This is a genomic window from Prolixibacter denitrificans, from assembly GCF_003014495.1.
GTDB classification, from domain to species: Bacteria; Bacteroidota; Bacteroidia; order Bacteroidales; family Prolixibacteraceae; genus Prolixibacter; species Prolixibacter denitrificans.
Genome location: NZ_PYGC01000011.1, coordinates 84,382 through 99,621, shown reverse-complemented (window position 1 = coordinate 99,621; position 15,240 = coordinate 84,382). Strand labels below are relative to the sequence as shown.

Below are 15,240 nucleotides of genomic sequence, written 5' to 3'. Positions count from 1 at the left end.
GTTAGTGCATAGGCAATCGTTTAATATTCTTGTTTAGTTACTTTTCTGTTGATATCGTAATAATGTCAGGTTCCATTTTATTCTCCTGAATACTGTAATGCAAATGAGTTGTGATATTTAGCATTTTCAGAACATACGAAATTGAAGTCGTTCGCTTGATGTTCGCCGTATACCGGTAATCTTTAATCACATCGTCAGCAAAGCGGAAACGGACACCGTACCATTTCTCCAGCTCGTCGCAGATATCTGCCAGCTTTTCATTCCGGAAGACAAACTTACCGTCCATCCAGGCAACGATGGTCGACGGGTCAATCTCCTGTATTGACATCCGCTTCTTTGCCTTGTCATATACAGCCAGTTCTCCTGGCTTCAACTCACAGATTCGCTTCAAATTATTACCTGAAAGAATCTCAGCACTTCCTTCGATAAGCGTTGTTTCGGTAACCTCATCACTCGGATAGGCCCGAACGTTAAAACGCGTACCTAAGTCACGGACTACCATGTTTTCTGTCTGAACCGAAAACGGATGCTCTTCGTCATGCGCTACGTCAAAACAGGCCTCCCCCACAAGTTGAACATTTCTCTCTTTCGAAGTCTCGTGATAAACAACTTTACTGCCCGAATTCAGCCAGATTTGTGTTCCATCCGGCAAAGTCATCTGCGAAATGCTGCCAATCGACGAAGCAAACTGCTGGGTAAAATCCACCGGCTGCTTTCCAGGCGACCACAACTGGTGAGCCAACCATCCAACGGAGAGCAGCACCGCAATCATCGCTGCGCGTCCAATCCAAATGCGGGTCAGACTCCGGATTCCGGTTTTTTTCATTCCGCTAACCTTCTCCTTCAGATTTCTGTATTCCTCATCCAGGTTTAGCTTTGTCTCTTTTCTGCCGGCAGTTGCTCTCACCCACAAACTTTTGGTCTGATAAAATTCCTCCTGAAAGGATTCATCAGTGGCCACCTCTTCGTAATAGGCTCTTTTCTCCTCCTCGCTTGCCGTTCCCGACAAAATTTTTGATAATAATTCGTCTGACATCAATTCCTTCTATTTTCTTTCAATACAACAACTTTTCTGAGCCTCTATTCTCGCACTGCTTCTGATGAATCCTTATGCGAAAGCAAATATTTTCACATTCTTTAACTATTAAACAATCAAGCAAAGGACAACCCTAACCGCGATTTCAATTTTTTTCTCAGATTTAATTCAGGAAATTGGTAATCACCAATAAAACAGGAAGGTAATCTTTCAGTTCTTTTCGGAGATGTTTCAACGCTTTTGTCATGTGCGCCTCCACGGTTTTCACTGTAACATTAAGACTGGCAGCGATTTCTTTATTCGATTTATCCTCAAACCGGCTCATGTAAAATACGCGGCGACAATTTTCCGAAAGGCCGGAAATTGCCTCTTCAATCTTTTCCTTTAATTCGGAAAATTCCAGGTATTGATGATCCATCCGGTTGAGTGCCTCATAATTGAAATGCATCTCCAAATATTTCATCCGGTCATGATGCACAGCCAGCACTTCTCTCCGCTTTAAACAGTTCAGGCAGTTATTCTTGGCAATGGTGTAGAGGAAATTACGAATATTCGATTCATTCGAAAGGGACTCACGAATCTCCCAGAGTTTCACAAAGGCATTTTGAGCAACCTCCTTAGCTTCATCTTCATCCTGAAGATATTCTTTCCCCAGGTGAAAAAGCATAGGATAGTACTGGTCAAAAATTGACCGAAACTCTTCGTTGCTAATGTTTTTTAGTTCCCCCGCCATTTCCCGGTTAATAAGTCCAGTTATCCGATGACGTTAAATCATGGCGAGTAAACTTAACAATTATTGCAAAATTTCAAATAAGATTTAATATCAAATATCAGGCAACGAAAGCTTATTGAGTTCCGGGAGATATTATAATCAGACAAATGGAGTCAGATTTCCAAATCAAACCAGCGCGAAATCATATCACATTTTCCATTCCCGTCTTTGTGATCAAATTCGCCGGTGTGCCGGTTGTATATGTAATCTTCCTTCCAGGCATGCGCATTGGCAACCACTTTTTCAAGCGAGTCCATAATGTAGTCCAGCTCAGCATTGGTCATGGTAGGATGCAGTGATAGTCGCACCCATCCGGGTTTCTCTGATAAATCGCCGCTATTAATTTTCTCAGTAATCCGGTGCGACATTTCGCGATCCACGTGCAGTAAATAGTGTCCGTAGGTTCCGGCACAGGAGCAACCTCCGCGTACTTGTATACCAAACCGGTCATTCAGTAAACGAACCACCATGTTATGATGAATTCCCTCCACGTAGAAAGAGATTACCCCCAAACGTTCCCGGGCTTCCTGTGCTAAAATGAATACCCCGTCGATCTTGCTAAAGCCTTTGAAAGCCCGCTTCAGCAGTTCGGTCTCTCTCGCCTTGATTTTATCGACACCCATTTGTTCTTTCAACCGGACACACATGGCGGCACGAATAGCCTGCATAAAACCAGGCGTACCACCATCTTCGCGAATTTCGATATCGTCCACGTATGTGTGCTCTCCCCAGGGATTCGTCCACTTAACCGTACCACCTCCGGGATGATCAGGAATGCGGTTTTTGTAGAGCTTCTTATTAAAGATGAGGACACCAGAACTTCCGGGCCCTCCCAGGAATTTGTGCGGAGAAAAGAAAATGGCATCCAACCGTTGCATCTCATTCTTAGGATGCATGTCAATATCAACATACGGTGCCGACGCAGCAAAATCGACGAAGCAGTAACCATCGTGCTCATGCATTATTTGCGCCAGTTCGTAAAAAGGGGTAATCACACCACTTACGTTGGAACAAGCCGAGAAAGAACCAATCTTCACTTTCCGGTCGGCATATTTCTGTAGTTCGGTACGAAGGTACTGCGGATTGACCATCAGATTCTCATCCGGCTCCAGCACCACCACATCGGCCAGCGATTCCAGCCAGGGAGTCTGGTTGGAATGATGTTCCATATGCGTCAGGAAAACCACAGGGCGATCTTCCCGCGGAATATCACAAAACTTCATCAGCTTTTCCGGAATCTTCAAACCCAGAATACGCTGCAGTTTAGCGAGCCCCGACGTCATTCCAAATCCGGTCGTAAGAATTACATCATCGGCATTGGCATGCACATGTTTCTTGATAATCGCATGGGCCAAATGATAGGCCTGCGTCATCGTGCAACCCGTTTCCGATGCTTCGGAATGCGTGTTACCCACCATCGGACCGAACTGATCCAACAGCTTTTCCTCGATGGGTCGGTAAAGCCGGCCACTGGCAATCCAGTCGGCATACACCAAAGGCTGTTCACCGTAAGGAGATTCAAAAGTCTGGTCGATACCCAGTATATTCTTGCGAAATGAATCGAAGTATTCTTCAAGTTTAGTCTTCGGTTGTGTCAATGTCGTCGTCATAGTCGGTTGTTGAAACTTTCTAAAGATGAAAAAATAACCTTAATCTGTAATCCACTTTTCGGATGTTTTCCAGACCTACCCATTGAAAAAGATGTATTCCGGCTATTATTTATCGCATTTAATTTGAATTCTTCAATAGTTACCAAAATCTCTTTTGTCAATAAAACGGCTTGTTCTTCACCAAATTAATCAACTGTTAAGCAGGCAAATCACAGATTTTTATTGTAGATTTAATAAGGTTTTGGCTTTCGCAGGCACGGCTGAGGAGAGGGCACGCCAATACACTTCTTCAGAGAAAACAATTAACCAATAAAACCAATTGATTATGGCAAAAATTGTCGTGCTGGGTGCCGGTATCTCTGGACATACAGCGTCAACCATCCTGAAAAAGAAATTGGGGAAAAAACATGAAGTGGTGGTGATTGCTCCAAACACCTACTACCACTGGATTCCTTCAAATATCTGGGTTGGCGTTGGGCGGATGACGGTCGACCAGATTCGTTTCCGGCTGGATAAACGCTACAAAAAGGCTGGGATCATTTTCAAACAAGCCAAAGCTGTTTCCATTCACCCGGAAGGAGACAGTGAAATCAGCAAAGGATTTGTAACCGTTGAATACACCGGTCAGGACCGCGTTGGCGAAACGGAAAAGGTAGACTACGACTTTCTGATAAATGCTACCGGTCCGAAGCTCAACTTTGCCGGTACTGAAGGTCTGGGACCTGATAAATTCACTGAATCGGTTTGTACCTATGGCCATGCTGCCCAGGCTTGGGAGAAACTACAGGGCTGCATCCAAAAGATGGAAAATGGCGAAAAGCAAAAGATTCTCATTGGAGTCGGGCACCCGATGTCCACCTGCCAGGGAGCGGCCTTCGAGTACATTCTCAACGTAGCCTTCGAAATCAAGAAGCGGAAACTGTCGCACATGGCCGAAATCAAATGGATTACCAATGAATTCGAGTTGGGCGATTTCGGTATGGGCGGTGCCTACATCAAACGTGGAGGTTATATTACGCAAACACGCACGCTGGCTGAATCGTTCTTCCGCGAACGCAACATTAGCTGGATTAAACGTGCCGGGGTGAAGAAAATCGAAAAAGGCAAAGTACACTACGAATCCCTCGACGGAACGATGGGTGAAGAAACTTTCGATTTTGCCATGCTGATTCCTTCCTTCACCGGACCGGGAATAAAAGCCTTCGCCAAAGACGGCAGCGACATGACCGATACCCTGTTCGCACCAAACGGCTTCATGAAAGTGGATGCTGACTATACACCCAAACCGTTCGAGCAATGGTCGGCCGATGACTGGCCTTCAACCTATCAAAATCCAAGCTACGAAAACATCTTCGCTGCGGGAATCGCTTTTGCACCACCACATGCTATTTCCAAACCGATGACCAGTCCGTCAGGCACAAAAATATTCCCGGCACCACCGCGTACCGGAATGCCTTCGGGCGTAACCGGAAAAGTGGTTGCCCAGAATATTGCCGATTGGATTAAAACCGGCAAACCACAATTGAAGCACAAAGCTTCCATGTCCAAAATGGGAGCTGCCTGTATCGTCTCAGCCGGTTACGGAATGATGAACGGAGCCGCTGCCACCATGACTATTTTCCCCATTGTGCAGGACTGGAAAAAATACCCGGAATACGGTCGCGATATTTCCTATACCATCGGCGAGGCCGGATTAGCCGGACACTGGCTGAAATGGTTCATGCATTACATGTTTCTGCACAAAGCCAAAGGCTATCCTTTCTGGTGGCTGTTACCCGAATAAGAACAATTAAAAACAAAAGATATGGAAGAACAAAGTAACCAAACCATTGCATACTCCGAGGAATCGTATCCACCGGTTCCCACACGGGCAACCCGTTTCTGGAGAGCATTCATTCCCTGGCAACTGTACCGCTGGGTAGTGCTGAACATCAAAATCCTCCGCATCGTCGCCGGAGGACACTCATAGGTTGGATTCGAAAGGCTGTCTGCTATCCCGGGCAGCCTTTTTTTACGATGTTCTGATAGGGAGTGTAACTCAAAAACTTTCCTCACCAACAGAGACAACGTCAGTTACAGCAACCTCTGGCGCAACTTGTAACCTGAACCCCTTCTAACAACAGTAACCACAGGAACAATAGTAACCACAGAAACCCTTTCAACCTGAAACCCGCCCCGTCAATGCCATTTAAAAAACCGCAGTCCCAGCGAGAAGAAGAAAACCCCAATGGCCGATAGAATCACAAACGGCAAAGCAATATCCGTCATACCCAAACCTTCATTAAAGATTCCCCGAATACCATCCGCCAGCATTGTTAGCGGCAGTTTCTGAATCACCGGAATGCTCCAGTCCGGGAAGTTGTGGTAGCTGAAGAAGATGCCCGACAGAACCATCATCGGCATCACCACCAGGTTAATCAAGCCGTTGCCCACTTCGGTATTGGCCGTATGCGACGAAACAAAAATGGCGATTCCGGCAAAAGCCAAGTTACCTGCCATAAAAATCGCCAGTAATCCGGGAATACTTCCCTGAATGGTAATTCCGAAAACCAGCCAGGTAACCAACACCAGCAGCGCCGATTCGATGAAATTCATCACAAAGCGCACCGTAATAAAGGCAATCAGGAAGTTGGTCTTTTTCATCGGGGTAGCCACCATGCGTCGCAGCAACTTCTTCGAGCGTCGGTCGATAATACCGTAACTGATACCCCACATACACGACATCATCGCATTCATAGCAATCAAACCAGGAACCAGGAAATCGATATAACGTGTTCCCGCCAACGTCAGCGGTTTGATTTCGCCGTTGTCTTGTGGGGTATTCACCACTTTCCCGTTCAACATGCCCGACAGCTTGATATAAGTCAGCTGAGCATCCGGATTACGCGGATCGAAATGATATTCCGGCTTTCCGTTTTGCTCGGTCAAAATCACATTTATCTGGCCGCGTTTCAGCAAAACCATCGCCTCCTTCCAATCCGTTTCCCGGAAAAGGAAGGTGGTATTTCCCATCTGCTTATCAGGAATCGTGTAGCTGTAACGAAACGAATCCGCTGCCACTTCCGGATTAGCCTGTGCCTCCGTTAGCAAAAAATGTTGAATAGACGTACTGTCGACCGATGCGTCAATGACCGCGACTTTGCGCACGACATCCGTTTTCTGCGTAAAAGCAATGCCCAGTCCCAACGACATCAGGATAGGAAACACAATGCCCCAGAATAGCACGCCCGGTTCACGAAGTAACTCCCGCGAATACGAAAGCGTTAGTTGCCAAAGCTGATGGTTAGATAGTCGGTTATTCATGTAAATGTCTTCCGGTTAACGTGGTAAATAAATCGTCGAGGGTGGTACGGCGGCACTCCATATCCTGCAAATGAAGCCGGTTCTGTTGCAAATATTCCATGAACTCCGGCAGCTGCGTATTCATATCCTGCACGGTCACCTTTCCACTCCGCTGCATTCCGTTCCATTGCATCTCACCAATTTTGCCATTCGTTGGAGGCAAGGTCTCCGGACCATCTTTCAGCGAAAACTCAATCACCTTCTCCCCTTCTTCGCCCTTCAGCAACTGCTCCAGCGTTCCTTCCCGCAACACTTTTCCGTGGTCGACAATGATAATATAGTCGCACAACTGCTCCGCCTCTTCCATGTAATGCGTGGTCAAAATCATCGACGTTTCGGCCTGTTCTTTCAGCTTGCGCAGAATAGCCCAGATTTCCCGCCGGGCATTCGGGTCGAGGCCGGTGGTCGGCTCATCCAGCAACAACACCTTCGGTTTATTCAATAGCGAGATGCCTAGTGCCAGTCGTTGCCTTTGACCGCCGGATAGGTTTCCCACAAATGCTTTACGCTTCTCTTCCAGCGCCACCAACTCGATAATCTCCTCTACCCGCTCCTTCCCCAATCCGAAAAAGCTGGCAAACAACCGAAGCGTTTCATACACCCGCAGCTTATCCGTAAAACGGGTCTCCTGCAACGACAAACCAATCAGATGTCGCAACTCATCCTCGTGGTGCTTCCACGTCTTCCCCATGATGCGGATTTCGCCCTTGTCGGGATGACGGATACCCTCAATCATCTCCACCAACGTGGTTTTCCCGGCACCGTTCGGTCCCAGCAGCGCCACAAACTCCCCCTTCCCGATGGTCAGGTTAAGTCCCTGCACCGCATGAACCGTCTTGAAGGACTTGTGCACCTGCTTCACCTCAATCACCGGTGTATGCATGTTTTCCATAAGCAAAGCGTTTCGGAGTATAAAGCTAGTCGAAAATTAACAATGAAAAATGGGAAATAAAGAATTCGTTTCTGTTGTTTCTCTCGTTCCTGTAGTTACTATTGTTGCGCCGTGCCTCTACTGTTCAATTTATTAATCCAATTTAAGTTTGCCCAAATTGTTCTTCCCATTCGCACTGCCTGCGAATTGCCTCTCTTTAATTTAGAGAGGGGTTTGGGGTGAGTAAATATTGAAATGGAAAGGCAGCAAGAAATTTCGAAGTCCCAAACTTCGTTGTTCATTTCCACTATTGCCACGCAGGGCCATGATACATCGTAGCCACGCAGCGCACAGTAAAATTAATAACTGCAGAAATGGCAATGGCCGAAAGATCAACAGAGAATTTCCTCAAAGAATCATTCTCAAACTTTTTCTCAAATCAACCAATAAGTAACACTCTTACTCCCTATCCTGACAGGTTTTCGAAACCTGTCAGGATTTGCCCAATAAACGCCCCTGCCGATTATAAGCACCGCCATTCGCGACCGTTATCCTCCCCGTTTGGGGAGGCCGGGTGGGGCTATTAAACCACGCCAACAACAAATATCCTCCGCTGGAGGAGGTGGCCAACGGCCGGAGGAGGATTCTCCCCTTACCGATTTTTCAATAACATAAAACTGACTAACTTAGAAAAACCAATAACTAAGACATTAAGATGAGTCACCATTTTAATTTAGCCGATTATTCCACTTTATTTAATTCGGCCTCAATAATCGCTGGAGGAATATGGGCCTACTTCAAATTCAGAAGGAGAAATGAAATAGCTTCTATTAGCGTAAAACTTCAAAAAGCTGAAATTTATAATGAGGAAAGTAGAAAGCTCATTCATTTAGAAGCATTAATTGAAAATAATGGTAACAGAGAGGTCAACCTTTATTATAATTACCAAACAGGAGATCATCCAGCAAAAAATGAAAAAGAAAATAAACACTATAGGGCGCAGATGGCCATATATAAAGTTGGAGAAAACGAAGAACTAACTTTTGTATCAAAGAAAATAGGATTGACAAGTTCTGAACCTCATTACACAGGTCGACTAAGATCTAACACAAGCGTAAGACTTCCATATATATTTGAATTGAATAAACAAGGTCTCTATTTCATCGAGTTTTCAGTTGATATAAATATGAAAAAATATTTTAGCGCATCAGATAATGATGTTCCAATTAAAACATGGAGTGACAGAATGTATTTCGAGGTACCACATTTAATATAGCATATAAAAAATATGACCATCGATAAGAATAATAGATCGTAAAATAGACTTTCATCCCCTAAAAAAATCAAAGATGACTATTCTTAATTTCAATCTTCCGGCCCTGATAAGTGTTATGGGAACAATGTTAGTCATACTAGGAGCTTTGTTAGGTCATTTAACGCAAATGGGTAAAGTTAAAATATATCAAAATTCAGTAAACATTAAGTTTTATGAGAAAAGTGACACTGGAAATTTAAACGAGAAAAACCAATTGACAAAAATTACACATTCTATAATAATTACAATAGAACTAGACTTCTATAATACTTCTCCAGGATTAAATAAGATTGTGAGAAGATTAAAATTCCTAACAAAGTCAAAGGGTCGCAATAACTATTTTGATTTATTAAGCCAAGATTCCCGCAAAGGAAATCATGGCGTAATAAAAGCTGATGAACTAACCACCATAAACCTAGCACCAAATGAATTACTCAATCATTCATTATATTTTACCATTCATAAAGATTTTGAAAATTTTATAGAAAGCGAATGGTTTATTGAGTACAGAGACAACAAAGATAAAATCAGAAGAATAAAAATTGAACGATAAACTAAATGCAGACTAAGTTATCGACTTTTATTTTCAATCCAAATTCCCTATCTTAGTTATCGTTGGTATCAGACAGAGAGAGGAAATCCAAAAACACGGGACAGGAAAGATGATATAATGTGGTAGAAGAGAGAATACCTCATCAGTTGGAAGCATTGGGTGTGCTTGTAAGTAGTTAGCTTTCTCATTTCACCTCTTAGCACACCTTTTTCAGGCCGGCCCGGTAACTCCACATCGGGCCGGCTTTTTTGTGCCTCAATTATGGATAACATTTCAATTTTCCACACTACGCAACCAAAATCAGCTCGGGTGAATCTAATGGAAAAGCCTAACCTTGAAAAACGAATGATGAAAGAAAACCAACTAATTATTCACCATACTAACCTAAAATCCAAATGAAAACACAAATTCTTTCCCTACTCCTGTTAAGTACTGCTTTTTTCCTAACGACAACCACATCACAAGCACAAAAAGTTTTCCGTAAAAGTTATATCATCACCAATCCAAATGACACTCTCCGGGGTGACATCCGTTTGCCTTTAAAATTTGTCGACAAAACAAATTTTAGCTTTCGGAAAAATGACGATGGTGAATTCAAAGCTATATCTCCACAAAATATCAGGGTCATTAGCACCGGGATTCAGTACTTTGTCCCGAAAAAAATTTCGTACGATGACAAGAAAGAGTTGCGATTTCTGGAAGTTCTCTCGACAGGAGCAGTAAGTACTTACCGCCTTGACAAAGAGAATTACTACATCGAGAAAGGCGATAAAATGTATCACCTCACCAACAGTGAACGAAAATACGTTAAGGGCGATGGCTCAACCTACACAGCCTATTCCAAGAGATACATTGGATTACTAGCCAATGCATTCCGGGATGAACCACAGTTGAAGCGCCAAATCCGGAACACGTCCTTCACTTCCCGATCACTGATCAAAATATCGAAAAAATTCAGTGAACTGGCCTGCCCCGGATGTCCCTTCACTGATTACACACAAAACATCAAACATTCGGTGTACTTCGAACCTCAGGCAGGCATTAGCTACGCCTCGCTAACCTTTCAGACTTCAGATGACCATATAACGGACTTATCCCCCTTCGCAGGCATCAACTTCCGCTTTTCCTCTTCTCGCAATCCGAACTGGACCTACATCACGGGACTGAACTACTCATCTTATAAGTTCGAAGATATAATCAGACATTCTGTTAATGGCCCAAATGAAAACAACTATATCAAACTATCCTACTCTGCATTCAGTATCCCGTTAATCGTTGAATATACCTTTGGCAACCACAAACTCCAGCCTTCCATCCGTTTAGGTTACAACAACGTTTTTGTCAACTATTCAGAATATTCAGTAGGCGATCTGCTCATTTTTGACAACTCAGCATTCCCCCGGGATATGCTTTCGAGCCAGAGTACGAACTTCCTAAATTACCAGATCGGATTTTTGGCCGGCACCGGCATCCGGTACCGCCTTAATGAAAACTCGTTCCTCCTTCTTAACGGTAACTTTAGCTTCAGAATACCATCATCCAACGCCCAACATCTGCTGGACAAACAGCAAACCAGTTCAATTGATATCAGTCTAGGCTATTCATTCCGAATTAAATAAAACCCGATAGTTCTTAACTAACAGCAAAACAAAGCCGGCCCGGCAACTCCACAACGGGCCGGCTTTTTTATTCCTCGTCACATTTTCTAATTTTACCGTCCGCCGGAATTCAACACCGGATTTCGGAAACAGAAAAGAATAAGCATGGAGGTTACCTACCGACAAATTGCACCTGATGATAATGCTCCCCTGGCGGAGATGATTCGGAAAGTGTTCCGGGAATTCAAAATCGACCGCCCCGGAACCGTTTACACCGATCCCACCACCGACCACCTGTACGAGCTTTTCCAGGTACCGAAAGCGGAATACTGGATTGCTGAAGCCAGTGGCAAAATCGTGGGCGGATGTGGCATCTATCCATCCAACGGTCTGCCGGAAGGATGCGTCGAGTTGGTGAAGTTCTATGTAGCAGCATCGGTGCGTGGAACCGGCATCGGCAAACAGTTGATGGCGCAATGCATCGATTCAGCACGCGAACAAGGCTATCAGCAACTCTATCTCGAATCGCTTCCTGAGCTGGAAAAGGCGGTAGGTATGTACGAAAAGGCCGGGTTCCATCGTCTTCAGCAACCGGTTGGTGATACGGGACATTACGCCTGCACCGTATGGATGCTAAAGGATTTATAAGCTTTGTTTCCGAAGATTTAAGAGGAGTTTTATTGATTATGATAATATTTTGTTAATTTCAACAGCTTGGAACCCATTTACCCAAGATGGTTATCCATACTGAAAAACTGACCAATAAATATTATCTGACCATGGCTAAAATCAAATTAGAATTCGAAAAGCTCACCATTCTCCGGCCCAAAGAGCGCTGGCAGCTCTACTTCGTTATTGTAGCGGAACATCCCGAAGACCACGATAAGATGGTGCTTACGACGACGCCTGAACCATACATCCGGCTTACTCCCCGCCAGAAAAATGTGTTGAACTTTGTTCCGGAGGCTAGCGATGATGGCGCTGACGGTTTGTTTGTACTCGAACGGGATATGCCCGAAGATCGTCGCATTAAAGTACGGGTGTACCTACGTCATTGCCGGAAGCATACCCGCAGTGCCGGCGAAATGCTTCAACAGGTAAAAGGTCAATTAGGAAAGCACGCCTTCGACATTGTCGGCGATATGTTGGGTGCCGGAGCGCTCCCCTGGCTGGTGATTTCAAAAGAAGCATTGCCATTAATTGGTGGCATTCTACGAAGCATTAAGGACCGCGACTTCGGCTTTGTGTCGATGGACGAAGAGTTTGACGAGGAATTTGAAACACAAACGGAACTCGACCGCATGAACAACTTCTCCACCGGTGATGCGCGCATTGTTTGGAGTTGGTCGGTTGACGAATAGTCGAAAAATAAAAGCTCAGACTTTGACCGCTCGTTTCACTCAACGTAAGCGATCAGAACCTGAGCTTTCTTTATGCTAGAACTTCTTTATTCTTCCTTTTCCACGAAAGTGATACCGTAATCTTCCAGTTCATTCAGCACCGGCTCGTAAATCTCCTTCCGGTTGGGAATATGCACACCTGTCAAAGCTATTTGTCCGGTCATGACCATCTTAGTGGCAATGGCTAAAGGCAATCCCACCGTCTTTGACATCGCTGTATGCACACTATCCTCGCCCAAAACAACCATCGAAGAAGTCATTTTCACCGGATGAGCATCACCGTTTCGATTGTAAAGCAGCTTATGCCACATTACCACCATGTCCTTGTCCTCGGGCTCCATCTTCCATTTCTCCGAAAGGATATGCTCCAGAATTTGTGCGGGAGTAGCTCTTTTCAGGCCAATCTTCTTGTCGCTGAATAACTCCAGAAATTCCAGTTTGTCGATAATATCCGAATCCTGATCGATGTGCATGTAGTGATACAGCTTCAACCGCACCGATGCTTCGGCGTAATAGAGAAATGAATTGATGAACTCCTTGTAGGTCATGTTCTCGGTATTCTCCATGAAGTACGTATCGTCTGTAGCGCCCAGCTGCACGAAAATGTCCCATGCCCGGCAGTATCCCGGTCGCCGTAACGTGCCCCGGTAAACGGTAGGCACTCCCTGCAGGTTGTACTTGTCGATGTACTTCAACGAATCGCGATTGGCGTAGCCTTCAAACTTTCCAAATCCCTCGATATCGATTACTTCGGTGCGCCGGAAAAGACGATTGTACGGAATGTACTTGTATTTTCCTTCCTGAAGAAATTTGGCGGGTCCGCCCTGCCCCGCCACAACAACGTTTCGCGGGTTCCAGGTGAATTTGTAATTCCACGGATTGTTGTCCGATTCAGGTGCTACCAGTCCTCCGGTAAACGATTCAAAATCGGTGATAGCATGCCCCTCGTTCTTTACACGATCAATCAACCGCATGGCCGACATGTGATCGATACCCGGATCAACGCCCATTTCGTTCAGAAAAAGTAAGCCTTTCGCCTTTACCTCGGCATCCAGACCGTTTAATTCGTCGGATACATAAGAAGCCGTTAGCAACGACTTACCAAATTTGAGACAAGCCAACGCCACCACCTGGTGCAACCGGGCCGGCAACATCGATACGACAATATCGGCCTGCTCAATTTCCAGATTTCGCTGCTGTTCATCGAACACGTCGAAGACGAGCGCCCGGGTGGGTGGCGTTATTTTTTCCTTCACCAGGTTAATATCCTGATCACCTACCGTGATTTCCCAGCCATAGGTAGATGCCTGCTCTTCCAGATACCGGATCAGCGTAGCAGAGGAACGCCCGGCACCGATGATGAATATTTTTTTCATACTAAAAGACAATAGATATTAGATTAAAGACTTTAGACCACGGCCTTGCCTGATATAAAATTCTCCCACTCTCCCTTTCACCCTTTCTCATCTTCTCCTAATCTCCCCCATCTCACACGCTCGTCTTCACACAATCACACACTTTTTTCAATTCATGAATTAACCCAATCTTCCAGGTATTTATATCGCTCCGTCAGCTTACCGTTTTCCGTAATTGTAGCCCGTTGAACAATCCCTTCAGAATCATCGCCCAGCAAAGACGGTAATACCCTATTAATAAGGTTTTCGCCAAAATCAACCGAAGCATCACGCGGTAATTCAGTTGGCAGATTATCCACCGACATGACGGTAATGTTCTTCGGATTGGTAAAAGCAACTTCTTCCTGTTCAGTTACCGGATTGTATCCGTAAAACGGCTCATCGATGGTAGTAGCTCGCAACGTAGAAGGAATAGAACCTTTGATGTCGCAGGTAATGTCGGATATCACTTTGATGCGGAATTCCGGACTGCGCATATCGTCCGGAGTAAACAAAACCGGAGCATTTGGGTCCCAGTAAGCTGCCGAAATAAGCAAATCACTCGTCCGGGCAAACCGGAGGAAATTTCCTTCGTAATCCTGTGGATTTTTCACAAAGTGATTGAAATCAAAAGCGCTGCCATCCTTACGTTTGTTGTAGGCGTCCGGCTCAAGCTGCACATACACCGGTTCATCGAAGTGGTCTATAGCGAGATATTCTTCAATACTCACTTTCCGAATCTTCATCTCATCCAACATCTCCATGACGCCGTGAGTAACCCGGCCACCACCAGTGATAGCAATTTTCAACGGCGGAAGTTCCAACCTTCGGGCTTCGGATTTCATCTCAGCCAAATCGTGGCACTCGTAAGCCGGCTTCGGTTCGGGCAACTCATGACGGATGGTTAGTGCACGCAAACCTTTGTAACTGCCAACCAGTCCGGCAAACCGGCCAAAACCAATCACGCGCATTCCATTCGGTTCGGTCAAAACCTCATAATCGATCAAACGAATTCGCTTTCGCAGGATTTCCTGAAGAAGTTTTTTGTTGTACGGTTGCTTTTTGATGGTGTGAGAAAAGAACAGATACGTTTTATCCTCCATCAAGTCGGGGATCGGGACCTCTTTCACTCCCATTAGAATATCGCAATCACTCAAATCGTTATTCATGGAAATGCCAGCGTTCAAATAGTCATCATCCGGAAAACAACGGATCGGACTGGATTGAACTGTCAGTTCCACTTGCGGAAAACGTTGGGCGATTTCGAGACACTGTTCGGGCGAAAAAGGCACACGCCGATCCGGCGGTACTTTACCTTCTTTCAGGATACCTAGCTTCATTCGCAGAAA

General features: G+C 45.1%; 14 protein-coding genes. 7 read left to right on the top strand and 7 right to left on the bottom strand.

Features of this window, described 5'->3' with window-relative positions; genetic code table 11:
• Positions 1-37: 37 nt before the first annotated feature.
• The 3 genes from CLV93_RS17025 to CLV93_RS17015 all read right to left on the bottom strand — a co-directional run bounded on the left by CLV93_RS17025 (position 38) and on the right by CLV93_RS17015 (position 3,418).
• A complete protein-coding gene (locus tag CLV93_RS17025; RefSeq protein WP_106543422.1) occupies positions 38-1,036 on the bottom strand; it encodes a FecR family protein in 999 nt (332 codons plus the stop codon).
• A gap of 163 nt (positions 1,037-1,199) precedes the next feature.
• Entirely contained in the window at positions 1,200-1,769 is a 570-nt protein-coding gene (locus tag CLV93_RS17020) for an RNA polymerase sigma-70 factor (RefSeq protein ID WP_106543421.1), read from the bottom strand.
• Positions 1,770-1,921: 152 nt separating this feature from the next.
• Entirely contained in the window at positions 1,922-3,418 is a 1,497-nt protein-coding gene (locus CLV93_RS17015; RefSeq protein ID WP_106543420.1) for an aminotransferase class V-fold PLP-dependent enzyme, read from the bottom strand.
• A gap of 325 nt (positions 3,419-3,743) precedes the next feature.
• Here CLV93_RS17015 and CLV93_RS17010 point away from each other — a divergent pair, with 325 nt between their 5' ends.
• Positions 3,744-5,201 carry an NAD(P)/FAD-dependent oxidoreductase gene (locus tag CLV93_RS17010; protein WP_106543419.1) on the top strand — a complete coding sequence of 486 codons (1,458 nt, stop codon included), beginning with the start codon at positions 3,744-3,746 and terminating at the stop codon, positions 5,199-5,201.
• Positions 5,202-5,222: 21 nt separating this feature from the next.
• Positions 5,223-5,387, top strand: coding sequence for a hypothetical protein (locus CLV93_RS20290; RefSeq protein WP_170108985.1), 165 nt, complete (start codon positions 5,223-5,225; stop codon positions 5,385-5,387).
• Positions 5,388-5,596: 209 nt separating this feature from the next.
• Here the strand turns inward: CLV93_RS20290 and CLV93_RS17005 are convergent, their stop codons facing one another.
• Together CLV93_RS17005 and CLV93_RS17000 are read right to left on the bottom strand one after the other, a co-directional pair.
• The gene (locus CLV93_RS17005; protein WP_106543418.1) at positions 5,597-6,721 is read right to left on the bottom strand and encodes an ABC transporter permease; all 1,125 of its coding nucleotides are present in this window, start codon (positions 6,719-6,721) and stop codon (positions 5,597-5,599) included.
• On the bottom strand, positions 6,714-7,652 hold the full coding sequence (locus CLV93_RS17000) for an ABC transporter ATP-binding protein (protein WP_106543417.1): 939 nt from the start codon (positions 7,650-7,652) through the stop codon (positions 6,714-6,716). The genes CLV93_RS17005 and CLV93_RS17000 overlap by 8 nt, the downstream gene beginning before the upstream one ends.
• 694 nt (positions 7,653-8,346) lie before the next feature.
• Between CLV93_RS17000 and CLV93_RS16995 the strand changes: the two genes are divergently transcribed.
• The 5 genes from CLV93_RS16995 to CLV93_RS16975 all read left to right on the top strand — a co-directional run bounded on the left by CLV93_RS16995 (position 8,347) and on the right by CLV93_RS16975 (position 12,458).
• On the top strand, positions 8,347-8,907 hold the full coding sequence (locus tag CLV93_RS16995; RefSeq protein WP_106543416.1) for a hypothetical protein: 561 nt from the start codon (positions 8,347-8,349) through the stop codon (positions 8,905-8,907).
• A gap of 73 nt (positions 8,908-8,980) precedes the next feature.
• Positions 8,981-9,499 (top strand): hypothetical protein, encoded by a 519-nt coding sequence (locus CLV93_RS16990; RefSeq protein ID WP_106543415.1) that lies wholly within the window; start codon positions 8,981-8,983, stop codon positions 9,497-9,499.
• A 395-nt stretch (positions 9,500-9,894) separates the two neighbouring features.
• Complete coding sequence (locus CLV93_RS16985) at positions 9,895-11,118, top strand: outer membrane beta-barrel protein (protein ID WP_106543414.1); 1,224 nt, start codon at positions 9,895-9,897, stop codon at positions 11,116-11,118.
• A 144-nt stretch (positions 11,119-11,262) separates the two neighbouring features.
• Positions 11,263-11,745: a GNAT family N-acetyltransferase gene (locus tag CLV93_RS16980; protein ID WP_106543413.1), complete on the top strand. Its 483-nt coding sequence runs from the start codon at positions 11,263-11,265 to the stop codon at positions 11,743-11,745.
• A gap of 131 nt (positions 11,746-11,876) precedes the next feature.
• Entirely contained in the window at positions 11,877-12,458 is a 582-nt protein-coding gene (locus CLV93_RS16975) for a hypothetical protein (protein WP_146142056.1), read from the top strand.
• A gap of 86 nt (positions 12,459-12,544) precedes the next feature.
• Here the strand turns inward: CLV93_RS16975 and CLV93_RS16970 are convergent, their stop codons facing one another.
• Positions 12,545-13,873 carry a saccharopine dehydrogenase family protein gene (locus tag CLV93_RS16970; protein WP_106543411.1) on the bottom strand — a complete coding sequence of 443 codons (1,329 nt, stop codon included), beginning with the start codon at positions 13,871-13,873 and terminating at the stop codon, positions 12,545-12,547.
• Positions 13,874-14,025: 152 nt separating this feature from the next.
• Entirely contained in the window at positions 14,026-15,231 is a 1,206-nt protein-coding gene (locus tag CLV93_RS16965) for an NAD(P)-dependent oxidoreductase (protein ID WP_106543410.1), read from the bottom strand.
• Positions 15,232-15,240 lie beyond the last annotated feature (9 nt).